Below are 21,306 nucleotides of genomic sequence, written 5' to 3' on the forward strand. Positions count from 1 at the left end.
CCTAGGCTGTTGCTTAGGCTTCGGTTTTTTTTGAAAACCACCGCCATCGCATCGGCTAGTGGTTATAAGTACAACTATTTTATTAGCGCTCGGCAAGCATACACTGTTTGGGGATTTGCTTGCGATTAAGTGAGGTGATACAGCCCCAACTACCATCGACTGTACTATCGCCAATGCGGTACATGGTCAGCGTCTGACCATTGAGCCAGCGATTGGGAAATGGCACGCCTCGTACTGTCGCTTGAATCATGCAATGACTGTCAGTTGGAATACTTTCTGCTTGGGTCAGTACTTTTAACACCACTTTTTGGTTATCTGTGCTTAGCGGTGTATTGACAGGACATTGACCCGTGGCTTTGTAGATCGCATCGACTCGTCCCTGTGCGCTTTCTACGATATCAAGCACTTCAAACAGCGTGGCATTGGCTTTTTGCTTGGCATAAATCGGCAAAAACTGCACTTGTATCACAAACAAAGAAAACGCATAAAAGCCAAACGCCAGCGCCAAACCCACCAAACTCACACCGCCGTGCCTGCGGATATGAGCCAGCTGTTTTTCTTCATCACGCGGATACATTTCAATGGCATCAGCGATTTCACGGCGCGCCATCCGATAATAATAAGCATCGCTCCAACGTGCTACCATTACCGACCAAAACAGCCAAATCGCAAGCCCAATGCCAATACGTAGCGGCATACGAATTGCTTCATCAAGATTGCGTATCAATAAGTACTCTATCGCTACCAAAATGATGGTGACATTGAGCTGAATAAATGACCATCCCGCCACCGAATAGACAATGCTATCTAAGAATCGCTTACGGTATAACAGCCAAGGAAACGTCATCAAAAACCCTGCCCAATGCCACTTTGCCGTCAATCGCCCTGCCTTATCAAACTGGGCAAAACGCTTGAGATAATACGCCTGCGAACGATTGCCAATAAAGGCTTTGTCATACATCAGACGCTGTTTATCAGTTAGCTGTGGCTGCCAAAATGGCGGCGGTGATGTTTTTTCAAGAAATAACATGGCGATTAGGGATTATCCATTGGTTGTTTTCACTTGTTGAGGTTTTCACTTTTTGGGGTTTTCACTTATAATAGCCGAATTTTATCACAACCACCCTTTATCACACCAACTACGATTTTTGCAAATGATGACACCCCAACATACCCAAACTTCTGAGACAGTCGATGCGGCTAAACCCGATGCCCAATGCCTTTCTCCCAATCCATCCACTGCCCCACAACCGAGTGATGAAAACTCTTTATCCCCGCACTATCGCACCATTCAAACTTTTATGAAACGCAAAACCCATGTGGGCAAAAAGGCAGAAGCTGGGTTACAGTCAGACTTTGCCCATTTTTTTGTCCAGCCCAATTTGGACGCAATTCAAGCAATGGATATCGGCGGCATAACCAATTTGCGTGAGCTATTTTCAAACCCTGATGCGCCTTTGACATTTGAAATTGGCTTTGGTATGGGCACAAGCTTGGTGGAAATGGCAAAAAATGACCCAACACGAAACTTTGTCGGTATTGAAGTGCATGAGGCAGGACTGGGTAATTGTGCATTTTTGGCAGGAGAACTGGGTCTAAATAACCTCAAACTCATCAGTGGCGATGCCATTGCCCTGATGCAGCAATTACCGGCGGCGCATATTGACACGCTGCAGTTGTATTTTCCCGACCCTTGGCAAAAAAAGCGCCATTACAAACGCCGTTTTGTCAGTGCTGATCGCATGAGGGTGGTGGAACGGGTGCTTAAAAAAGGCGGCATATTTCATGCTGCCACCGATTGGGAACATTATGCCCACTGGATGATTGAAGTCATGGATAGTTTAACCGCGTTTGAAAATGTCGAAGGCAAAAACAGCGAAGGTATAGGTAACTTTCTGCCACGTCCCGATTTTCGCCCACTGACTAAATTTGAAAAACGCGGAATGGAGGAAGGTCGCGCTATTTACGATATTATGTATCGCAAAGTTTAGCGCGTTGACAATTTTATGCCGTACACAGGATAATCACAGCGATTATCCTTTTTTTATGCCTAAAATTTTTCTACAATGTGACTTTTCGTTATTAGATGGTATCTATCAGGATGTCGATTAGCGTGTGATGACAATTGTAAAATCTCTATGACTGCTATCAATTTTTAGTGGTTTTATTACCTTGAATCGGGATGACCTTAGGAGTGATGGGATGACACCCGTTTATATTACATTTACGTTGTATTTGATTTTAGTATTGGGCATCGGGTTTGCGGCATATTTTGCCACCCGTAACTTTGATGACTATATTTTGGGTGGCCGTAGTCTGGGCAGTTTTGTGACCGCGATGTCGGCGGGTGCGTCAGATATGTCAGGATGGCTGCTGATGGGGTTACCTGGGGCGATTTATGTATCGGGGCTGAGTGAATCTTGGATTGCGATTGGTTTGGTGATTGGTGCGTATTTTAACTGGCTTTTGGTGGCGGGTCGACTGCGGGTGCATACTGAGTTTAATAACAATGCGCTAACTTTGCCTGAATACTTTCACCACCGTTTTGGCGCCGACAGTAAATTGATTAAAATTGCTTCGGCGGCGATTATTTTGTTTTTCTTTACCATTTATTGCGCCTCAGGCATTGTCGCAGGTGCGCGACTATTTGAAAGCTTGTTTGAAATTGACTATGCCACGGCTATGTGGCTAGGGGCATTTGCCACCATTATCTATACCTTTATTGGAGGCTTTTTGGCGGTAAGCTGGACGGATACTATTCAAGCAAGTTTGATGATTTTTGCACTGGTATTTGCGCCCATCATGGTTTATTTAAACTTAGGCGGTATGGATGAGATTCATGCGGCGGTCAGTATGGCGGCACAGGCAAATAACAAAAACTACGGTAACTTGCTGTTTGGTACGTCACTCGTCGGTATCATCAGTGCGGCTGCGTGGGGCTTGGGTTATTTCGGTCAGCCGCATATTTTGGCGCGTTTTATGGCGGCAAATTCGGTCAAATCACTAAATAATGCCCGTCGTATCGGTATGACTTGGATGATTTTATGCCTAGCAGGCGCGGTGGCGGTCGGTTATTTTGGGCTTGCCTATATGACGGTGCATCCTGAACAAACTGCTATCTTAAAAGATAACAACGAGCGTATCTTTATCGGTTTGGCACAATTGTTATTTAACCCTTGGATTGTCGGTGTGGTATTGTCGGCTATTTTGGCGGCGGTCATGAGTACCCTAAGCTGTCAATTATTGGTATGCTCAAGCGCGATTACAGAGGATTTTTATAAAGGGTTTATTCGCCCTACTGCCACGCAAAAAGAACTGGTTTGGATTGGTCGCTTCATGGTGCTTTTGGTCTCAGCGATTGCCATTGTCATTGCCCAAAACCCAGACAGCAAAGTGTTGGGATTGGTCTCGTATGCATGGGCAGGTTTTGGCGCGGCGTTTGGTCCTGTGGTGTTGATGTCATTATTTTGGCGACGTATGACTGGGACAGGCGCGTTGGCGGGTATGCTTGTAGGCGCGTTGACAGTCATCGCTTGGAAACCATTAACCGGTAGTAGTCTTTATGAAATCGTACCAGGTTTTATTTTAGGCATGATTGCCATATATGTGGTGTCGCTGTTAACGCCCGCGTCTGATAAAGTCATGGCACGTTTTGATGATGCCAATAAAGCCTATAACGATGCTCGTTAATATTGAATGACAATTTAAATGACAAAAAGGGTGATACAGCTATCGCCCTTTTTTTGTTTTTGTTTTTCTTTTTCGTTATTTTTTTATTGTAAAATGACAAACAACAAAAAAGCCAAACATCAAAATGCTTGGCTTAGCAAAATACGGGACTTGTCATAATCCTGGCCGTTAAGTTATTTGCAAATGGTGGCGATGAAGAGACTTGAATTCTCTATTTTTAGTAAAATTCTGTTTATGGGCTATCAAAATCAATAACTTACATTACATTACCCAAGATAATTAGTCCCATAATTAGCCCACGCAATATAAACGACCTCGGGAATATTTGAGTGTTTTTAAGTATAAAACTGCTATTTTCAAAAATTTGACCCATATCAAAAAAAAAGGTGATAAGGTGATAATCTTATAAAAATTTATATAAATATATGATATTAATGAAAAAATACTAAAAATAAAAAGGTGATAAAAAAGTGATTTTAAGGTAATTTATCACTCTTATAAAAGGTGATAATTTTATTTTACAACTTATTAATTTTTATAAGTTTTTATTTTTATCACCTTTTTTATTACCTGAAATTACCTTTAAAAGGTAATAAAAATTTATTATTTAAATCAATTACTTAGTTATACTTTTTGAGCACTTATCACCTTATTACCTTTTTTCAAACAACCTATCAATCATTACGCTATTTAACTTCCTATAATTTCAAGCAGCAAACTGCACCAAACTGCAACAATGGTTAGTAGCAACAAATGCTGATTTGTTTGGCATCCGCTAGTTTTCTACTGCATAAAAATAAGCCTTTTATGTATAAAGCATGCGCGTGGGAGGGAGCGCGAACCGTGACGACCATCTGACACAAAAAAACCGCTCATCAAGAACGGTTTTAGAAAAATACTTTTTTATTTTTTATGAATCGGTTATAGCAGTCAGTGAGTAATCATTAAATGTGATGAGCTCTTGGCCGACTTGGTTATTGATGTCCATGAGTAGGTTCTGCAATGGGTAAATTTCGTGCCAATAGAACACTTCAGCTGCTTTCTTAATATCACCAAAGCCACCTGTGTTATTGGGGACAATACCCATCAGCTGGGGCGGTACTCGATGCCCTGCCAACTGGTCATCACGGCTAGCGATTTTAATATTCATAAATTCATCTTTGGCGGCAACTTCAGCGAGTGGGATAACCTTAACCCCATCAGGCTTACCGTTTGGCACATACATAAATAGGTTCTTAAAGTTGCCAGCGCCCTTGCTTTCTTTGACAGCCTCCTCCAACTCATCCACGTCTTGCTGAGTTGTTAAAGCATCGGATAGATATAAGATGTAGCCTGCGTGAGCGCCGTTTTTATAATATTTACGGCGGAACAGTGTAGCGGCTTCATTGAGCAAAATTGCATTGACTGAGCTTAGATAGTCTGGAATACCATACATATCCTGCTGAATGTCTGGATTGAAAACTTGGATAATCTCGTCAGGCTGAAATTCAATGGGATTGCCGCGATAATAATCGACATGATAGTAATTCCCATTAATACCTCGCCGGGTATGACGTGCCAGGCGCGCAGTTGCTTTGAGCACACTCCCAATTCGACTGCGTTGTACCTGCAGATAGCCATTATTAAAGACCAGAAAATTTTGCACCAACGACTCAAAATCACGACGGCTTAGTTTTTCGCTTGGCACAAACAAACTGGTCAGTACGTTACGCTTGGTTACCAGGGCAGACGTATGATGACTGGTGGCACGGTAGAGACTTGCAACGGCAGCGATGTCATACGGATATTCGTAATAGTCGCCGACTTGGGGGCAATAGTCATACTCAAATAATCGGCGACCCTCAAGCACGGGTTCGGGTTCGCCAAAGCCACTCATGATAATTTTATTAGATACTTGGTTTTCCATAGGATTCCTTAGCGGTGGACAGATATACGAGATTTGGTGGCGGCGGTGACATTTTCGGTACTAGCAAGCGGCGCATTGTCAATAGCGTGCATGATTGCCCAAGCAACATCGCTATGACCCGTTTCTTGTGAACGTTTTGAAACAAATGTCATACGCCCCCCACCGTTGGTGACTTGTTTTTTGATGGCAATAAAGGCTTTGACAATATCAATATAGCCAGCGTCGAAATGCAGCTTGCGACGCTCAAACAATTCTTTGGCACGCATCGCCATACGGGTTTTAACTTCGATACTGTAATTGATTGGGGTGTAATTAGGATAAAAAGCTTTGACATGTTCAGCGACGGCAATACCCGCACCTGTTGTGTCAATGCCTAGATACTCGACCTGATACCGCTCACAGATTTTTTGGATATATTGGGCTTGCATCAGTGGCGACATGTGATCAAGATGCTTACGCTCCAGTACTCGATAAGGTTGCCCGGGTCGACTTGGTGGCGCGACAACGGCCAAAGCAGGATGATCACCAGTAAATGATGGGTCATATCCAACCCAAACAGGCTTTTTGTAGGGGTTTGACCCAAGCGGCTTAAAATCTTTCCACACTTCCCAACTATCAATCATATTTGGACTTAGAATAGATAGTGGGAAATAGCTTGAGCTGTCATCCAAAAACACGCACATAAACAGATTATCAAATCGGTCTGGTGTGTATTCAAGTTGCAACTGATCAATATCAAGTTTATCGTAACCACCGCGCATTGCATCACGGACAGTAACCATGAGTCGCCACTTACCATCCATGCAAAGCATTGGCGTTTTTAACGTGGCATGGCTAACATCGATTTCATGTTTATTGACGCCATCGGCACCCGTCCAGAATTTATACGCCTCATGCATAACAGAGCTAGGCGTTGACAAATATATCTGTTGATACTGACTCTGCGATGCCATCCCTGACGCCACGTCCCGAAATTCTTTGAATTTACGAATCCAAAAGAACTCATCAATAACCACATCACCATGTCGACCTTGGGCAGTTAATGCATTGGTCCCCATGTAATAAAAATTAACTTGGGTATTATCCTCGAATGAGATAACAATCGGGTCGCCACCAATTTGTCTCCCAAGTACTTCAAAGATAAAGTTTTTGATGTATTCAATAAATTGGTAGGCTTGGGCTTTCGACGCCGATAAAAAGATTTTATTTTTCTTGGTTCTTAAGGCATTGATGAGCGCCCAAATTGCAATGACATACGTCGCCCCAATCTGTCGGCTTTTCAGCATCATAAAAATACGCGCGGGTGCGTATTTCTTTTTGCCATTAACCTTTTTACCATCAAGAATATCTATCCATTCCTGCTGAAATGGATACAACATAATTTTATAGGCGTCCTCTAACGCCACAATTTCTTCTTCGGTAAATAAATTTTTGACCTTTTCTTTACGGTCTGACTTGTAACGTTCACGCAGCTTTGGATTTAAATCACCGCCATTACCACTATCGTTATAATTTTGGATTTTGGCGATTCGCTCAAGCTGTCGCATGAGCTCATCAATTTCTTTATATTCCCCGTTTCCCTTCTTATCCATTCCAATCAACGACAACAAACGCGCCTTCATGGCTAGATTGACGTCGGTAAAAATGTCCGCACGTACCCACCCATCCCTTTTTTTCCAACTGGCAACCGTTGCCCGCTTTTCATCGAGCTGACGGGCGATTTGGGTCACGCCTAGTCCTTGGGCGTAAAGTAGCCTTGCTTGTTCACGTTTTTGAGTTAGCGATTGATTTTGAGTCGAATTGGCGGTGGTATCAGTCATACGCATAGCTTATAGACAGTCAGCCCCTGCACCACACAGCAAAAGACCGCAAGTGCTGATTGCGGTCTTTTAAATATTGCTTACAACCTATACAGCCAACAAACTAAGGGCTACTTAACCAAATTTATAAGCCGATACATTTTCGCCGATTAATCTATTGGAATGCCTATGCCAGATTTAGCAGGTCAACGCACAATTAAACGTTTTCGTGTCGCCCGTGAAGGCGTCACTGTTGATGGCAGAGAAATTACTCGCCAACAAATTATCGATATGGCAAAAGACTATGATCCCGTTGAATATACTGCTCGCATCAATGTTGAGCACACGGGTGGGTGGAATTTTTTAGGTAATGCAGCCATTCCTGCATTGGGCGATGTGATTGCCTGTGATGCACAGTTAGATACTTATCAAGTTGATGGTAAAGACGTGCAATTAATGGGCTTATACGCCACTTTGTCCGCATTACCACAATTGGTTGAAGCCAATAAACAAGGCCAGAAACTTTTTACTTCCATTGAGTTCTACCCAAAATTTACCGCAACAGGCCGAGCTTACTTAGTTGGTTTGGCAGTGACCGACATTCCTGCAAGTCGTGGCACAGAACCGCTTAAATTTAACAATACCGCAAATAACACCCTTTTTTCTGAACATCAGGAACTCACCCTTATGACTACCCAACCCAACCAAACCCAAACACCAACCACCGCTCCTACCGAAGGTCAAGCCCCAATCGAACAAGCACCCGTGCCCACTCAAACGCCACAGCCACCAGCTCAGCCACAACAACACAAAGCAGAAGATGGCTTTTTACAAAAAATGGCAAATATGTTTACCAGCAAATCATCAGGCATGACTAAAGATGAGCAGGACATGGTATTACAAGGGTTTAATACCCTAAATGAAAAAGCCGAATCTAACGCGGCTACCACTGCCCAAATCGCTGAAAGTGTCACCCAATTAACCGCCACGGTGAACCAGCTTAACCAGAGTTTTGCCAGCTTACAAACCAAGCTGTCCACCGAGCCTGTACCGATGACGACCACACCGCCTGCAGGTGTCAGTCATGCCCTCGCCGACTGCTAACCAAATTTTATCACCCTTAAAATCACACAAGGAAAACCCATGGGAAGTTACGCTTTATCTGCTGCCACTCGTATCGCCTTACAGCAATACACCCAACAAATCGCTACCATCAACGGTGCCGAAAACTTTGCCACCACCATTGAAGTGCAACCTGCTCGTCAGCAAACCTTGATTGAGCGTTACCAAGAGATCACAGACTTTTTAAAACGTATCAACATAGTCACTGTGCAACAAGCGACAGGTGAAAAACTTGGGTTAGGCAGTGACCAACGTGTCGCCAGCAATACCGACACCCGCATCCAGCCCCGTCGTCCGACGCCGATTGGCAATCTTGAGCATATCGATGATTACGTCTGTACTCAAACAGACTACGACGTCGCCTACCTATGGGCAGTCATCGACCAATGGGGTACTTTCCCAGATTTCCAAAAACGCCTGCAAAACCTAGCCATTAAGCTGGTCGCCCAAGACAAGCAAATGATTGGCTTTAACGGTACTCACCGCGCAAAGACCACCAACAAGACCTTGTATCCAAAACTACAAGACGTCAACGTCGGTTGGTTAGAAAAAATCCGTGCCTTTGCCCCCGAGCGTCATATTGATGAACTGGTAATTGGCGCAAGCAAAGAGTTTAAAAACCTTGATGCGCTGGTCGAAATGGCAGTCAATGACCTAATCGCCGAACAGTTCCGCGACAATAGCGACTTGGTTGTCCTTACCTCTCGCGGTCTGGTCACAGATAAATACCAAAACCTTATCAATCAAACCTTAGCCCCAACCGAGCAGGCGGCTGCCAATGCCTTATATCAGAAAAAACAGCTTGGTACGTTGCCAGTCGATACCCCTGCGTATTTCCCAGCTAATGGCTTACTAATTACCAGCTACGACAATCTGTCTATCTATCAACAACGTGGCAGTATGCGTCGTTTTATCAAAGATGAGCCGGAGTGGAACCGCACCTCTGACTATCAATCAGTGAATGAGAGCTTTGTCGTCGAAGACTATGACAAATGTGCGTTCATCGAAAACCTTGTTATCGAAGCATAAAGGGGATATTGATGAGCAGCTTACGAGACCATTTTGAACGTGTACGTGCCGAAAAAGCGGCACGTCAAGCCAATGCCGACCCCCGACTATCTGCCCGCGGTCGTCAGTTAAACCGCCCATTGGGCAATACCATGACCCGTCAAACCGCCCCCGTGCAAGACGCTGAGTACACCGACGATGACGACAACCCCGATGCAGGAAGCCCTATTGAACTCAAGTTTTTTAATGACTGGCAGTCGCTACAAGGCATCCAATCACAAGCCAAAAAGAACGAGTTAAAGGCTGACTTTTTACCCTTTTACTTACCTTGGATTGAAGGCACATTAGCCGCGGGGATTAGCGGTCAAAACGATATGTTAGTTCAATTGATGGTCTGGGCGCTTGATACCCATGAATTTGATATCGCTACCCGCATTGCAGAGTTTGCGCTACTCAACGACATGGCTATGCCAGAACCATTTACCCGTGACGTTGCGACCGTGTATGCCGAGCAATTGGCATCTGAAGTGACCAAAAAAGCGGATAACCCAAGCGAACACACTGACATTCTGGCAAAAGCAATCGAAGTCACCAACGACCACGATATGCCAGACCCTGTACGTGCCAAATTGTATCGAGCTTATGGTGATGCGTTAAAAGCCGACAAGCCAACGGACGCCATTGCTGCTTATGAAAAAGCAATTGCAATTTACCCTGATGTTGGTTGCAAAACCGATTTATCAAAACTTAAAGCCGCTCAAGGCTAACAGACCCCACCACGGGTAAGGCGGCTTATTAAATTTGTCTGAAAAGTAAATTAACTTTTACCAGCACCTTTTTAATAACTACCGCCTTTTTATTTTGGATAACCCATGCTTATCAATCAGCAAATCGACAAAAGATTAGTACCAAACCCCATCGAAGGGCTTCCGTCTTTTACGACTGAAGATTTGGTCACGCTTATGCGGATTGATAAGACCATGGGTAATGAGCGTATCGCAGGCTATATCAGTGACGCATACGACCTTATCAATGAGCAGCTGCCGTACCTTGATAACGATAAATTTGGGTTTGTCAGCGGCTGCGGTACGTGTGTCTGGGAGTCTGCTCCTGGTCTCATTAGCCATCACCACCGCTTGCCTCCACCCGATGCCCTGAAGCAGCATTTGCCAACATGGGCAAAGGGTTTTTTATCCGTCGATCAGCTCATTACTCATACTAAGTGGCAACGAGCCTACAAGCGCGCGGTTCTCAACGAAGCCGCCGCACTCATGGCTGATAACTACATGGACTTTGACACCGTAGGCCAAGGCATCACTCGCGGCAATAATGAGCATCTAAAGTCTGACTCCCTGCGCCGTATCGTCAACCATGCGATTGCTGACTTGACCGGCAAAAGCCGTAACCGTGTGAGGTTGTTATGACAATACAACGCACCACAGCATCACAACAATTTGACACGCTCGACGCTATTGCTTATCGCTTTTTTGGTAATCAGTCAAACGCATACTTACCAAAAATCGTTGAATTAAACCCACAATTTACCCCGCTCGCTATTTTACCTATGCGGAGTACCGTGATTTTACCTTTTACGACAACCGTCGCCAACGTTCAGCAACGGTTAAAACTTTGGGATTGATATGTTAAAAAAATCTAGCCTAATTTTCGACATCATTGGCTGTATGCTTGGATGGAGTATTGTTGCTTTTCTTTGGCTGCTTGCCACGATTAATCCCGTCTTTGCCTATTCTAACCAGCTATTACCTATTTCTACCATTACCAACGCTATGCTAGTAGCAACGATTATCGGTGCGATTGGTGGTTACCTTGCATTCGGCGAAGATAAAAAATTCCCCCCATCTGCCACTAGCGTAGGACACGTGCTCTTAGGTTTGGGAGCAGGATTGTTCTTTACCCGTGGCAGTCTTGAGCTCATGGGTCGTAACAATTCTAGCGAAGACGTGGTTTTGTTCGTTAGCTTTTTGTGGGCTGTCGGTGGATATTTTATTTTGCGTCTATTAATCGCGGTTGCCAATTCTGATCGTATCAAAGCCATTTTGCCCGATTGGCTTGCCAAATTTATGGGGGTGGATAAATGATTTACCTATTACACGTCGGCTTAATGCTACTTAGTATGACGATTTTAACAGCGTTTTTATGGCTGACACGCCGCTATGATGACATCCTTTGGTGGGCACTGCGATGTTTGTTGCTCCATAGTCTGGTTGCAGTTGTCTATATGGCATATGACGCTATGCATGCAGGGTTTACGATGTCATTGAGCCTGATTTTGATTCGCTCTGGCTTTGCCACCTTGACCATGGCATTAGCATTTTTGTGGTTTTTACTGCACTGCGAACGTAAAAATCATCGTCGCCAGCGATTTAATGACCGTATCAATCACATCTTTAAGGATAGCCAATGAGCACACCTGCCCACAAAAAAATAACCCTAGCCCAAATCAAAGCCTGTGCCGATAGTCTTGGCGTGCCCTTAGCCGCCATGCGTGCTGTGCATGAAGTCGAATCCAAAGGCGAAGGTTTTTTGTCCACGGGTGAACCTGTGATTTTATTTGAGCCACATATTTTTTATAAGCGGCTCACCAAAAAAGGCTTGCTTGATATCCGTGCAAAAGTGATACGAGAACGTCCAGACCTTTGCTATCCAAAATGGAAACCAAAGTCCTACGGTGCTGAAGGTATCTATCAACACCAACGCTTGACAGCCGCCAGTCAATACCACCGTGAATCTGCCCTTGAGTCTGCCAGCTGGGGATTGGGACAAGTGATGGGCTTGAATTGGAAAGACTTGGGATACCCAACGCTACAAGCGTTTATCAACGCCCAATACAAAGATGAAGGCGCGCAACTTGACACCATGTGCCGATTTATCCGCCAAAATAAACTTATTGATGCCCTAAAAAACAAAGATTGGTCAGCGTTTGCCTATCGGTACAATGGCGAAAACTACAGAGCCAATAATTATCATGGCAAACTTGCCGCCGCTTTTAAACAATTTAACGCATGAAATACCTAATCGATCTTAAAAACGACCTGCTGGCACAGTTTAAGCCGATTACCGCCGACAAGACCTTTTTACAGCTCGTCAACGGCAATCTGCCGCCAGAAACGCAAACGGTCAGTTATATTGCCCGCTTTATTTTTACTGATTGCAAACTTGCCGAGCCATTTGCCGTGTTGGCATTTATCCGTCAGTGGTTTGACGCCCGTGGTCGCAGTGTTCCCGATCTAAGTTTTGATTGCGATGTCATCGACCTGGAGTCTTACGACTTGCAGATTGATATTAGTCTAAACGACAAGCTCACTTTTATTGCCATCGATGCGGTAGCCGTTTGTCCTGAGCTGGTGTGGTCGGATGAAGCAGGGACGTTTATTAGCAGTAGTATTTTGGCAGGCGATTTCATTGATGAGTAATTTTGGATGAGTGATTTTAGCGGACTGACCGACTGGTTACAGCGGATTGACACACAGCTCGACGACGGTCAAAAACAAGCGTTAATGCGTCGCATTACCACCCGACTAAAACAACAATGGTCGCAGCGTATCCGCTCTCAAGTCGACCCAAGCGGTGCAGGTTTTATCCCAAGAAAAGCCAAGGGGCGTAAGTTTCGTAGCAAACGTGTCAAGACGGGAGCAATGTTTACCCGTGCTAGTCGTATGTTGAAAACCGCTTACAGCGCGCATCATGCTGAGATTGGTTTTGCAGGGCGATTGGCACAGATTATGGCAGTGCATCAATACGGACAAGTCGCCAGACCGTCCCCGACCGTCCGCCCTGTCCAGTATGCAGTACGTGAAACGGTTGGACTTAGTAGCGAGGATGAGCAGCTTATCATCGAAGAATTTGAGAATTTTTTTATGAATCTTAACTGAAGGAAAATATGCAAGATTATCGTTGCAATGTCTGCGAAAAATTACTTTTTCGCATGACTGGTGAGGCAGTGGTCGCCGTTAAATGTCCACGATGCAAGACTTTAAATACTTTCAAGAATGCCATCGAGCGTCCAAACCATGAGCGTCCAGAACGCCTTAATCAACCCAAAGGACGCAGTCATGACAAAAATTCCCTATAGTAAAGCCCCGCTATCATTTATTGGGCAAAAACGTAATTTTATCAAAGCATTTCGCCATGTTATTAACGCCAATATTATTGGTGATGGTGAGGGCTGGACAGTGGTAGATGTGTTCGGTGGCAGTGGTTTACTCGCTCATAACGCCAAGCATTTACTACCAAAAGCCACTGTAGTTTACAACGATTTTGATGGCTATGTTGACCGCCTTAATTATATCGAGGATACCGAGCGACTACGCCAACAAATTTATAGTGCCATTGAACATTTGCCACGGCAAAAAGCATTATCGCAAAATGACAAAGAAGTGGTTATTGGTATCATAAAATCCTTTGATGGATTTATTGATGTGCATAGCGTAGCAAACTGGTTATTGTTTAGTGGGAAGCAAGTCCGCACACTTGATGAATTATATAGCAACACTTTTTATAACACCGTACGCCGTAGCCCCTATGAGCAAGCAACTGGCTATTTGGATGGATTGGTTGTCACGACAGAATCCTATACAACGCTAATGGCCAGATATAAAGACCAGCCAAAAACCCTATTTTTGCTAGACCCACCTTATCTTTACACAGGGCAAGGGGCATATAACCAAGAAAAATATTTTGCGATGGTCGATTTTCTATATTTGATGAGTTTGACCCGTCCACCCTATATTTTCTTTAGTTCGACCAAGTCCGAGCTAATGGATTATTTGGATTATCTCAAACAACTAAATAATGACGATTGGCAAAAGCTGGGCGGTTTTGAGCGTGTCACCATTCAGGCTCATGTCAATCATGAACGAGCTTATGAAGATAATATGATTTATCGTTTCTAATCTTTTTTTAACCAATAAAAACGTGTCGCAGTGGACACGTTTTTTATGCAAACAAGACTGGCTATCCTTTGCCACCAGAGTGATACTGTCGCTACACCCAACGGCAACCGCCTGAAATCGCAAGCCCTAAAAAAAAGGAAAACCACGATGAAAACTTTAAAATCTAGCCAATATACCATTTACATTGACGGCTCAAATGTTACCCTTGTAGACAACCACAGCCGACTACCACAGAGCCTATCAAACCTAATTATTTCTACCCACGACATTTTGTTTTATATGGCAACCCAAGCCATGAGCAACGACGAAAAAGCCGACCGCCTAAAACAGCTTATTATCGGTACGCATGATGATAACCTTGACCGCCTAAACAAAATCACCTACCAAGATTTTAAAATCGCCTAATTATCCCTAACCATAAAAAGACCGCAATTATTGATTGCGGTCTTTTGCTTATTTTACCCATTGCTCACTCATGCCACACTTTACCCAATCCTTAGGTATTGAGCCATGACTGCGCAAATTTTATCCGAACAACAACGCCGCTTACATAACATTGCCACCATTGGCACTGTGTTTGACGTCAACCCAGACGATCAAACCATGCGCCTAGACGTCGGCGATAACCAAACCGACTGGCTGCCTATACCCGCCTTGGCGGCTGGACAAGTACGTGTATGGCGTTGCCCATCAGTTGGTGAACAATTTTTGTTAGTCAGTCCAAGTGGTGAGCTTGCCAACGCTATCCCTGTCTTATCGCTTTACAGCAATCTACACCCAAGCCCAAGTACAGATGAAAATGAAATTCGCGTCCAATTTAATGACCAGGATTATCTCAGTGTCAAAACAGACGATAGCAACCTTACTCTCAAAATTACCAATATCACCATCATTTCTGAAGGTAGTATCACGCTTGATACGCCAACTGTTACGATGACAGGAAATTTGGAAGTTGATGAATCCATCCATGCTAAAAAAGATATCGTTGCTGGCGTCATCAGTCTTATAAAACACTTGCACGGCAAAGTCATGGGCGGTAACTCTACCACAGGAGCACCGCAATGATGGATATCAATTTTGCCATGGGCATGAGCCGTACCACGGGCGCACTATTATCACCTGACGACCATCTAAAACAATCCATCTACGATTTGTTAATGACCCCGATTGGCAGCCGTTTGCTGCGCCGTGAGTATGGCAGTTTGATTCCGTTTTTAATTGACCAGCCAGTGAACCCAGCTACCAAACTAAAAATGATGGCAGCCATTGCCACCGCGATTATCAAATGGGAACCACGGGTCAAAGTACGTCAAGTCCAATTATCCATGAATGCGGACGCTACCAATGACACAGGCAACACAGGCGTTAACGTATTACTAGATTTGCGCCGTAGCGACAATACCAAACTGCCTACCACTTTGACACTGGCACGGGGGGCATCATGAGCGTTTACAATGCCATCAACCTAGCAGGATTGCCCTTGCCAAACGTGCTAGAGCCCATAGACTTTGAGCTTGAAGTCACCCGTATCCGTGCCGAGCTGTCTGCTAAGTTTGCCGATGACCACCCTATTCAAACCGCATTAAGCCTTGAATCCGAGCCGATTAACAAAGTCATTGAAGTATTGGCATACCGCTATGTGTTAAAGATTAGCGAAATTAATCGCAAAGCTCGTAGCTTGATGTTGGCATTTGCCACAGGGTCAGACCTTGACCACATTGGTGTTACTTATTACCGCCTCGAGCGCAAATTACTACAAGCCGAGGACAAAACCGCCACTCCGCCAAAAACTGCGATTTATGAAACCGATGACGACTACCGCTACCGCCTAGCCCTATCAGTTGAAGCGATGACAATGGCAGGTTCTGCGGGCAGTTATGAATTCCATGCCTTGTCAGCCAGTGCCGAAGTGCACAGTGTGACCGTCTATAGCCCTGCTCCTACTGAAGTGGATGTTTATTTGGCTGGGCAAATTGATGGCGACGTACTTGTGCAAACAAACAAGACTGTAGGCGTGTCAGCCCAAGCGGTGACTGATGTATATAACGCGCTTGTCGCCGATGATGTACGACCACTTACTGACTTAGTGCGTGTCAACTCTGCTACCGCCAAAGCCTACCGTATCGATGCTGTCGTCTATGTCAAAAACGGGATTAGCCCACAGTTGATTTTGAGCCAAGGCATGACAGCATTACGCCAATATTTGACAGACAATTTTAAACCAAACGCGCGCGTGGCGACCAGCCGTATCATTGGGGCTTTAGACGTGATGGGTGTTAGTCGCATTGAACTCAACGAACCAAAAACCGATGTCATGACCGCCATTGGCGAAGTGGCTCATTGCACAGGCTATAACATCATTGCCAAATCGGAGGGTACATGATTTATAACGCCGCCCCTACCCAGCCACCAATGGCTATCAACGACCGCTACCAATCGCTACTCCCCGCCAATAGCCGTCCACTGGAGCACGCTCTAGCAGGAGCAACCGCCAAGCTTGAGCCAATACCAGTACCGTTTGAAACCATCTGGGACGTAGACACCGCTCCCGATAGTTTGTTGCCTTATCTTGCCTATGCATGGAGCGTGGACGAATGGAACGACAACTGGACAGCCGAGACCAAACGCCAAGTCATCCGTGACAGTCTTTGGGTGCATGAGCGTAAAGGAACGCTTAGCGCAGTCAAACGCTCACTGGCAGCCATGAATTATGACGCTAGCATCATTGAGTGGTTTCAAAAATCACCACGTGGCGCGCCTGGTACCTTTAGCGTCGAGGTACACCCAACGACCGGTATTATCGCTGACAATATTTTACAGATACGAGCCATGATAGACGCGATCAAACGCTTATCCGCTCACTACGACGTTTATCTAGGTTACACCTTACCCGCTGTTATTGCTGCCTATGCCGTCCCCGTGGTCGGCGTTGAACTTACTGTTTCCACCTAACTAAAGGACTTTATGATGTCAAACTTATGTCAACCCCAAGGCGTTATTTTAGCCATTGCACTTGCTGTCGCTATGCCTTTTTATCCAATCGAATTCAAAGAAGACGGACAAACCACAATTCCAAATCTAGTCAATATCGACGGCACAGGGCATTCAGGCAATGCCGAGCTGGTCGTCAATGACGGGCTATTACGCACCCATCAAGATAGCATGGTGTTCGCGGTCGATAACACCGGTGGCGAAGAGCTTACACTCAACATCCATATCGCCAAACAACCGATTGTTGATATTGCCAAAGCCAATGCTGACAAAGCCAATTATTTTATCGCAAGTTATCCACTAACCATTAAAGCTGACGAAAAACGTCACTTAGAACTACGACTTATCAATGGTCAATACGTGCTCAGTGACCGTGGCCTAGACTTACCGACTGTGTAATCAACTGACTTAATAAGACTATGAGCTATCAATTACTCTTAACGAACGCTGGCGCCGCCAAAATCGCTGCCGCCAGTAATGCAGGTGGGACACCCTTGCATATTACTGACTTTGCAGTGGGACAAGGCGTTAACGTCGACTTCAGCACACGCCTTGACAAGCAAACCTTGGTCGCCAAGCGTTACCAAGGCAAGGTCGAGTCTGTCAATCTTGTCGCGCCAAACAAGTACGAGATTGTGTGTGTCGTCCCTGTCGACGTGGGTGGTTTTACCATTCGTGAGTTTGGATTGATTGATAGTGATGGCGTATTGGTGTGGGTTGGCAGTCTACCAGAGGTACAAAAACCAGACGCTACCAGCACTGCCGCGGTTGATTATCGACTCAAAGCGGTGGTACAGGTTGAGAATCCGAGCGTATCCATTGTCGTTGATACCAACGCTATCACAGCCACACAGTCGTGGGTCAATGCCAATTTTGTCAGCAAACCACAATTTGCGGGCTTTTTAGAAGTGTTGTTTCCGATCGGTTATCCATATTGGTCATCGGTTAATGAAAACCCAAAACCAAAATTCGACTTGATATTCGGCTATGAGACTTTTTGGCAACGCCTTGAGGGTGTCGAGTTATTAGCTATCAAAGACAACGATTCACAAATCAATCGACCTAACCGCTATGTGGGTAAAAACGGTGATGTGATAGCTGATAGTACGACGCCAGACCAATACCGAGGTTATACCGAATATCTATGGGTGCGTGTTGATGGCACGAAACCCCCTGTTAAATACGATGGAAAATACAGCTATGACGGCTCTGCACAGTACCAATAAAGGACAGATTTATGAGTAATTTAATGTTGACCGCCCAATGGCATGACACGATTAATCAAGTTGAAACATCCGAGCCGATCACAGGTGGAGCGGAGGGCAATGCCAATTTAGCGACCAAGCAGCTTGCTGAAAGTTTGCTTTGGCTTAGACAGCAATTTGAAAACAAAAAATCAGAAGCTTACAAAGTCGGTGATATCTACATGACAACCATCGACCATGCTGACCCTGCCGCAGTAAAAGCCCATCACGGTTATGGTACATGGGTGCGCTATGCAGAAGGTCGCGCACCTGTCGGTTTTAGCGATAATACTAGTGATATCGCCGAATACAAAACAATGGGCAACACGTTTGGTGAAAACACCCACAAACTCAAGATTGAAGAGATGCCGAGTCATAATTTTAATATCAATTTTGTGACTGGTGGCATTGGTGGTACTGGCAGACCCGCGACTGAAAGCACCAGTAGTGCAGCAGCAAATTTGAAGACCGAGACCTTGGGTGCTGATGTGCCTCACAACAACATTCAACCCTCTATCGTTACAGGCTATTGGCTTCGCACCGCTTAACAATACAAGGAAATAATCATGGCAAACCCTCACCACGGCATCACCGCCCAAGAACTCACGCAGGGTATCTTACCCATGCGCAATGCCAACATCAGCGTCATCGGTTTAATCGCCACGTCGACCGATGCCGATGCAACCATGTACCCAGCCGATACCCCAGTATTACTAACAGGTATCACTAAAGACAATATTGATAAAGCAGGCACCCAAGGCACTCTCAAAACATCATTGCAGACCATCCGTGATATCACCAACCCAACCGTGGTTGTCATGCGTGTGAGCAATGCTGATAACGTCGATGTGTTAGATGAGCTGCTCGCTTGTCAATCACGTTTAGGGGTAATACCAAAAATCCTAGGTGCACCTGAGATTGATACCCCTGCTGTGGTGCGCAAGTTGGTCAGTATTGCCAAGCGCCGTCGAGCTTTTGTCTACGCGTCGCCACGCAAAGATGACGGCACGTTAATCACGGATAAAGCAGAGATTGCGGCATATCGCGATACCTTTGGCGACCGTGAGTTGCATTTGATTGAAAATCAGTGGGGTAAGCCGCTGGGAAAGTAGCAGCTGGTAAGCGTGTTGTCTATGCCAGCCGTCCATATCCTACATTGATTGAAAAAGAGGATGCGTATCAACCAACGGTTAAGCCGCTAGACATCACGCTTCAGGATATCTTAAAACGTGGCTATGGTGAAGACGCTTATCAGCCGACAGTTAAGCCGTTAGATATCACACTGCGCGATATTGTGCTAAGTAAGCAGATTGACGATAAAGACGCTTATCAGCCGACAATTAAGCCATTGGATATCACGCTTAAATCAATCGTAAGCAAGGCAAGTATCGATGGTGATGCGTATCAGCCGACGGTTAAGCCACTGGATATCACGTTAAAACGCGTGGTGGTTAGTAACAGTGTCGATGGTGATGCGTATCAACCAACAGTTAAGCCACTAGATATCACATTAAAAACAGTTTAAGGAATTATTATGCAAGCAAATATGGGTATGGCAGGTGAATTTCGCTGTGTGGTGAAACGAGCCGATGGTAGTACAAAGATTGACACAGGTTATCAAAAAAATCTGATTTTAAATCAAGGCTTGGATTTTTTTGGTGGTGGTAATGGTTCAGACATGATGGCGTATTGCATCATTGGGAGTGGTAATAGTCAACCAATCTATACGCAAAATAAGTTAGATACGGCTTTAGCAGGTATAAATGGTTCTGATGTTTCAACTAAATATGACTATGATGCGGCACGAGACGGTAGTCTATACAAAACAAATAGAGTGCGTAAGTACTCCTTTACGGGACTAAATAATGTCAATGTTAGCGAATTAGGTTTGGCGTCTATTTATAGTAATGCGACTACTTATTTTCTTTGTACTCGTGCATTAATTAAAGACAGTAATGGTAACCCAACGACTATCACGGTATTAAGCGGTGAACAACTTGATATCTATTACAAATTATGGGCGGTTTACGATACCACAGATAAAACTGGCACTTTAAATCTTTTAGATGGGGTCGGTGGTAGTGTCGCTTATAATTGGAAACTAAGACTAGCTTATGTAACAGATATGACGGCATATAAAAATGTAGGATTTGTACTCGGTCCGCCCACCAGTCGTTATTGCACTTTTAATACAGGAGACCTGGCAAATATTACATCAATACCATCTGGTTCTGGGAGTAACTATACTTTAGATGGCTTAGCATCTTATGTAAGTGGCAGTTATAAAAGGGTAAATAGTAAAGTTTTAACTACAGACCAAGAAAATAAGTCTATCCGAACCTTAACATTAGCGACAACAATGGGCGTTTATCAAATCCGTCTTGGCGCTGTAGCAGATGATAGCCCTATTGTAAAAAACAACACCCAAACGCTAGCCATCCCTGTTGAAGTCTCATGGAGTCGTTACGAGGGTGCGTTGTAATGTTGCCGCAAGCCACTGACCTCGCAACCGTTGAGTCAACGGATAATGATAGTCTACTGACGCCACGTAGTAGAGCTTATCCGCTCACCGAATCTTGGGAATCAGGTGGTGTTGGTTTATCCGACACCAGTCAAGGCTTAGCGTCGTACAT

At 44.8% G+C, this 21,306-nt stretch carries 28 protein-coding genes; 25 read left to right on the forward strand and 3 right to left on the reverse strand.

Annotated elements, in window-relative coordinates; genetic code table 11:
- Nucleotides 1-82 precede the first annotated feature (82 nt).
- Nucleotides 83-1,030: a pilin gene (locus RT143_RS08615; RefSeq protein ID WP_313092447.1), complete on the reverse strand. Its 948-nt coding sequence runs from the start codon at nucleotides 1,028-1,030 to the stop codon at nucleotides 83-85.
- Between the two features lie 124 nt (nucleotides 1,031-1,154).
- Between RT143_RS08615 and trmB the strand changes: the two genes are divergently transcribed.
- Together trmB and putP are read left to right on the forward strand one after the other, a co-directional pair.
- A complete protein-coding gene (trmB, locus tag RT143_RS08620; RefSeq protein WP_313092448.1) occupies nucleotides 1,155-1,991 on the forward strand; it encodes a tRNA (guanosine(46)-N7)-methyltransferase TrmB in 837 nt (278 codons plus the stop codon).
- Between the two features lie 211 nt (nucleotides 1,992-2,202).
- On the forward strand, nucleotides 2,203-3,690 hold the full coding sequence (gene putP, locus RT143_RS08625; RefSeq protein ID WP_313092450.1) for a sodium/proline symporter PutP: 1,488 nt from the start codon (nucleotides 2,203-2,205) through the stop codon (nucleotides 3,688-3,690).
- Nucleotides 3,691-4,600: 910 nt separating this feature from the next.
- Here the strand turns inward: putP and RT143_RS08630 are convergent.
- The gene (locus RT143_RS08630) at nucleotides 4,601-5,596 is read right to left on the reverse strand and encodes a phage portal protein (RefSeq protein ID WP_313092452.1); all 996 of its coding nucleotides are present in this window, start codon (nucleotides 5,594-5,596) and stop codon (nucleotides 4,601-4,603) included.
- 8 nt (nucleotides 5,597-5,604) lie between these two features.
- Nucleotides 5,605-7,416 carry a terminase large subunit domain-containing protein gene (locus RT143_RS08635; RefSeq protein WP_313092453.1) on the reverse strand — a complete coding sequence of 604 codons (1,812 nt, stop codon included), beginning with the start codon at nucleotides 7,414-7,416 and terminating at the stop codon, nucleotides 5,605-5,607.
- 168 nt (nucleotides 7,417-7,584) lie between these two features.
- On the opposite strand from RT143_RS08635, the gene RT143_RS08640 reads away from it, so the two are divergent.
- The 23 genes from RT143_RS08640 (at nucleotide 7,585) to RT143_RS08750 (ending at nucleotide 21,155) form a co-directional block, all read left to right on the forward strand.
- On the forward strand, nucleotides 7,585-8,499 hold the full coding sequence (locus tag RT143_RS08640; protein ID WP_313092455.1) for a GPO family capsid scaffolding protein: 915 nt from the start codon (nucleotides 7,585-7,587) through the stop codon (nucleotides 8,497-8,499).
- Nucleotides 8,500-8,538: 39 nt separating this feature from the next.
- Nucleotides 8,539-9,546, forward strand: a complete 1,008-nt coding sequence (locus tag RT143_RS08645; RefSeq protein ID WP_313092456.1) for a phage major capsid protein, P2 family — start codon at nucleotides 8,539-8,541, stop codon at nucleotides 9,544-9,546.
- An 11-nt stretch (nucleotides 9,547-9,557) separates the two neighbouring features.
- Complete coding sequence (gpM, locus tag RT143_RS08650; protein WP_313092457.1) at nucleotides 9,558-10,292, forward strand: phage terminase small subunit; 735 nt, start codon at nucleotides 9,558-9,560, stop codon at nucleotides 10,290-10,292.
- 105 nt (nucleotides 10,293-10,397) lie between these two features.
- Nucleotides 10,398-10,949: a head completion/stabilization protein gene (locus RT143_RS08655; protein WP_313092459.1), complete on the forward strand. Its 552-nt coding sequence runs from the start codon at nucleotides 10,398-10,400 to the stop codon at nucleotides 10,947-10,949.
- A complete protein-coding gene (locus RT143_RS08660; protein ID WP_312538932.1) occupies nucleotides 10,946-11,164 on the forward strand; it encodes a tail protein X in 219 nt (72 codons plus the stop codon). Before RT143_RS08655 ends, RT143_RS08660 begins: the two co-directional genes overlap by 4 nt.
- 1 nt (nucleotide 11,165) lies before the next feature.
- Nucleotides 11,166-11,624, forward strand: coding sequence for a hypothetical protein (locus RT143_RS08665; protein ID WP_313092461.1), 459 nt, complete (start codon nucleotides 11,166-11,168; stop codon nucleotides 11,622-11,624).
- Nucleotides 11,621-11,950 carry a hypothetical protein gene (locus tag RT143_RS08670; RefSeq protein ID WP_313092463.1) on the forward strand — a complete coding sequence of 110 codons (330 nt, stop codon included), beginning with the start codon at nucleotides 11,621-11,623 and terminating at the stop codon, nucleotides 11,948-11,950. The genes RT143_RS08665 and RT143_RS08670 overlap by 4 nt, the downstream gene beginning before the upstream one ends.
- Nucleotides 11,947-12,552, forward strand: a complete 606-nt coding sequence (locus RT143_RS08675; protein ID WP_313092465.1) for an N-acetylmuramidase family protein — start codon at nucleotides 11,947-11,949, stop codon at nucleotides 12,550-12,552. Before RT143_RS08670 ends, RT143_RS08675 begins: the two co-directional genes overlap by 4 nt.
- On the forward strand, nucleotides 12,549-12,959 hold the full coding sequence (locus tag RT143_RS08680) for a phage tail protein (RefSeq protein ID WP_313092467.1): 411 nt from the start codon (nucleotides 12,549-12,551) through the stop codon (nucleotides 12,957-12,959). The genes RT143_RS08675 and RT143_RS08680 overlap by 4 nt, the downstream gene beginning before the upstream one ends.
- Nucleotides 12,960-12,965: 6 nt before the next feature.
- Nucleotides 12,966-13,418: a phage virion morphogenesis protein gene (locus RT143_RS08685; RefSeq protein ID WP_313092468.1), complete on the forward strand. Its 453-nt coding sequence runs from the start codon at nucleotides 12,966-12,968 to the stop codon at nucleotides 13,416-13,418.
- 8 nt (nucleotides 13,419-13,426) lie between these two features.
- Nucleotides 13,427-13,618: a Com family DNA-binding transcriptional regulator gene (locus RT143_RS08690; protein ID WP_313092469.1), complete on the forward strand. Its 192-nt coding sequence runs from the start codon at nucleotides 13,427-13,429 to the stop codon at nucleotides 13,616-13,618.
- Nucleotides 13,599-14,438, forward strand: a complete 840-nt coding sequence (locus RT143_RS08695; RefSeq protein ID WP_313092470.1) for a DNA adenine methylase — start codon at nucleotides 13,599-13,601, stop codon at nucleotides 14,436-14,438. Before RT143_RS08690 ends, RT143_RS08695 begins: the two co-directional genes overlap by 20 nt.
- 147 nt (nucleotides 14,439-14,585) lie before the next feature.
- Nucleotides 14,586-14,843, forward strand: a complete 258-nt coding sequence (locus tag RT143_RS08700; protein WP_313092472.1) for a hypothetical protein — start codon at nucleotides 14,586-14,588, stop codon at nucleotides 14,841-14,843.
- 105 nt (nucleotides 14,844-14,948) lie between these two features.
- A complete protein-coding gene (locus RT143_RS08705) occupies nucleotides 14,949-15,503 on the forward strand; it encodes a phage baseplate assembly protein V (protein WP_313092474.1) in 555 nt (184 codons plus the stop codon).
- Nucleotides 15,500-15,883 (forward strand): GPW/gp25 family protein, encoded by a 384-nt coding sequence (locus tag RT143_RS08710; RefSeq protein WP_313092476.1) that lies wholly within the window; start codon nucleotides 15,500-15,502, stop codon nucleotides 15,881-15,883. Before RT143_RS08705 ends, RT143_RS08710 begins: the two co-directional genes overlap by 4 nt.
- Nucleotides 15,880-16,821 carry a baseplate assembly protein gene (locus tag RT143_RS08715; protein WP_313092478.1) on the forward strand — a complete coding sequence of 314 codons (942 nt, stop codon included), beginning with the start codon at nucleotides 15,880-15,882 and terminating at the stop codon, nucleotides 16,819-16,821. The genes RT143_RS08710 and RT143_RS08715 overlap by 4 nt, the downstream gene beginning before the upstream one ends.
- Nucleotides 16,818-17,390 (forward strand): phage tail protein I, encoded by a 573-nt coding sequence (locus tag RT143_RS08720; RefSeq protein ID WP_313092480.1) that lies wholly within the window; start codon nucleotides 16,818-16,820, stop codon nucleotides 17,388-17,390. The genes RT143_RS08715 and RT143_RS08720 overlap by 4 nt, the downstream gene beginning before the upstream one ends.
- Nucleotides 17,391-17,405: 15 nt before the next feature.
- Complete coding sequence (locus RT143_RS08725) at nucleotides 17,406-17,828, forward strand: hypothetical protein (RefSeq protein ID WP_313092482.1); 423 nt, start codon at nucleotides 17,406-17,408, stop codon at nucleotides 17,826-17,828.
- Between the two features lie 20 nt (nucleotides 17,829-17,848).
- A complete protein-coding gene (locus tag RT143_RS08730) occupies nucleotides 17,849-18,655 on the forward strand; it encodes a phage tail-collar fiber domain-containing protein (protein WP_313092483.1) in 807 nt (268 codons plus the stop codon).
- 11 nt (nucleotides 18,656-18,666) lie between these two features.
- Nucleotides 18,667-19,221 (forward strand): phage baseplate protein, encoded by a 555-nt coding sequence (locus tag RT143_RS08735; protein WP_313092485.1) that lies wholly within the window; start codon nucleotides 18,667-18,669, stop codon nucleotides 19,219-19,221.
- Nucleotides 19,222-19,239: 18 nt separating this feature from the next.
- Complete coding sequence (locus RT143_RS08740; protein ID WP_313092487.1) at nucleotides 19,240-19,785, forward strand: phage tail sheath protein; 546 nt, start codon at nucleotides 19,240-19,242, stop codon at nucleotides 19,783-19,785.
- Nucleotides 19,786-19,829: 44 nt separating this feature from the next.
- Nucleotides 19,830-20,198 carry a hypothetical protein gene (locus RT143_RS08745; protein WP_313092489.1) on the forward strand — a complete coding sequence of 123 codons (369 nt, stop codon included), beginning with the start codon at nucleotides 19,830-19,832 and terminating at the stop codon, nucleotides 20,196-20,198.
- Nucleotides 20,199-20,207: 9 nt separating this feature from the next.
- Nucleotides 20,208-21,155 (forward strand): hypothetical protein, encoded by a 948-nt coding sequence (locus tag RT143_RS08750; RefSeq protein ID WP_313092490.1) that lies wholly within the window; start codon nucleotides 20,208-20,210, stop codon nucleotides 21,153-21,155.
- Nucleotides 21,156-21,306: the final 151 nt, after the last annotated feature.

Origin of the sequence: Moraxella sp. CTOTU48268 (assembly GCF_032069585.1) — a bacterium.
GTDB lineage: Bacteria > Pseudomonadota > Gammaproteobacteria > Pseudomonadales > Moraxellaceae > Faucicola > Faucicola cinerea.

What these genes read in the sequence shown, in the direction of transcription:
- gpM (WP_313092457.1), top strand. Translation starts at nt 9,558, where the DNA reads ATGAGCAGCTTACGAGACCATTTTGAACGTGTACGTGCCGAAAAAGCG.
- RT143_RS08690 (WP_313092469.1), top strand. Translation starts at nt 13,427, where the DNA reads ATGCAAGATTATCGTTGCAATGTCTGCGAAAAATTACTTTTTCGCATG.
- RT143_RS08730 (WP_313092483.1), top strand. Translation starts at nt 17,849, where the DNA reads ATGAGCTATCAATTACTCTTAACGAACGCTGGCGCCGCCAAAATCGCT.
- RT143_RS08635 (WP_313092453.1), bottom strand. Translation starts at nt 7,416, where the DNA reads ATGACTGATACCACCGCCAATTCGACTCAAAATCAATCGCTAACTCAA.
- RT143_RS08640 (WP_313092455.1), top strand. Translation starts at nt 7,585, where the DNA reads ATGCCAGATTTAGCAGGTCAACGCACAATTAAACGTTTTCGTGTCGCC.
- RT143_RS08720 (WP_313092480.1), top strand. Translation starts at nt 16,818, where the DNA reads ATGATTTATAACGCCGCCCCTACCCAGCCACCAATGGCTATCAACGAC.
- RT143_RS08750 (WP_313092490.1), top strand. Translation starts at nt 20,208, where the DNA reads ATGCAAGCAAATATGGGTATGGCAGGTGAATTTCGCTGTGTGGTGAAA.
- RT143_RS08660 (WP_312538932.1), top strand. Translation starts at nt 10,946, where the DNA reads ATGACAATACAACGCACCACAGCATCACAACAATTTGACACGCTCGAC.
- RT143_RS08705 (WP_313092474.1), top strand. Translation starts at nt 14,949, where the DNA reads ATGACTGCGCAAATTTTATCCGAACAACAACGCCGCTTACATAACATT.
- RT143_RS08735 (WP_313092485.1), top strand. Translation starts at nt 18,667, where the DNA reads ATGAGTAATTTAATGTTGACCGCCCAATGGCATGACACGATTAATCAA.
- RT143_RS08655 (WP_313092459.1), top strand. Translation starts at nt 10,398, where the DNA reads ATGCTTATCAATCAGCAAATCGACAAAAGATTAGTACCAAACCCCATC.
- RT143_RS08715 (WP_313092478.1), top strand. Translation starts at nt 15,880, where the DNA reads ATGAGCGTTTACAATGCCATCAACCTAGCAGGATTGCCCTTGCCAAAC.
- RT143_RS08740 (WP_313092487.1), top strand. Translation starts at nt 19,240, where the DNA reads ATGGCAAACCCTCACCACGGCATCACCGCCCAAGAACTCACGCAGGGT.
- putP (WP_313092450.1), top strand. Translation starts at nt 2,203, where the DNA reads ATGACACCCGTTTATATTACATTTACGTTGTATTTGATTTTAGTATTG.
- RT143_RS08685 (WP_313092468.1), top strand. Translation starts at nt 12,966, where the DNA reads ATGAGTGATTTTAGCGGACTGACCGACTGGTTACAGCGGATTGACACA.
- RT143_RS08725 (WP_313092482.1), top strand. Translation starts at nt 17,406, where the DNA reads ATGTCAAACTTATGTCAACCCCAAGGCGTTATTTTAGCCATTGCACTT.
- RT143_RS08670 (WP_313092463.1), top strand. Translation starts at nt 11,621, where the DNA reads ATGATTTACCTATTACACGTCGGCTTAATGCTACTTAGTATGACGATT.
- trmB (WP_313092448.1), top strand. Translation starts at nt 1,155, where the DNA reads ATGATGACACCCCAACATACCCAAACTTCTGAGACAGTCGATGCGGCT.
- RT143_RS08675 (WP_313092465.1), top strand. Translation starts at nt 11,947, where the DNA reads ATGAGCACACCTGCCCACAAAAAAATAACCCTAGCCCAAATCAAAGCC.
- RT143_RS08680 (WP_313092467.1), top strand. Translation starts at nt 12,549, where the DNA reads ATGAAATACCTAATCGATCTTAAAAACGACCTGCTGGCACAGTTTAAG.
- RT143_RS08710 (WP_313092476.1), top strand. Translation starts at nt 15,500, where the DNA reads ATGATGGATATCAATTTTGCCATGGGCATGAGCCGTACCACGGGCGCA.
- RT143_RS08700 (WP_313092472.1), top strand. Translation starts at nt 14,586, where the DNA reads ATGAAAACTTTAAAATCTAGCCAATATACCATTTACATTGACGGCTCA.
- RT143_RS08630 (WP_313092452.1), bottom strand. Translation starts at nt 5,596, where the DNA reads ATGGAAAACCAAGTATCTAATAAAATTATCATGAGTGGCTTTGGCGAA.
- RT143_RS08645 (WP_313092456.1), top strand. Translation starts at nt 8,539, where the DNA reads ATGGGAAGTTACGCTTTATCTGCTGCCACTCGTATCGCCTTACAGCAA.
- RT143_RS08665 (WP_313092461.1), top strand. Translation starts at nt 11,166, where the DNA reads ATGTTAAAAAAATCTAGCCTAATTTTCGACATCATTGGCTGTATGCTT.
- RT143_RS08615 (WP_313092447.1), bottom strand. Translation starts at nt 1,030, where the DNA reads ATGTTATTTCTTGAAAAAACATCACCGCCGCCATTTTGGCAGCCACAG.
- RT143_RS08695 (WP_313092470.1), top strand. Translation starts at nt 13,599, where the DNA reads ATGACAAAAATTCCCTATAGTAAAGCCCCGCTATCATTTATTGGGCAA.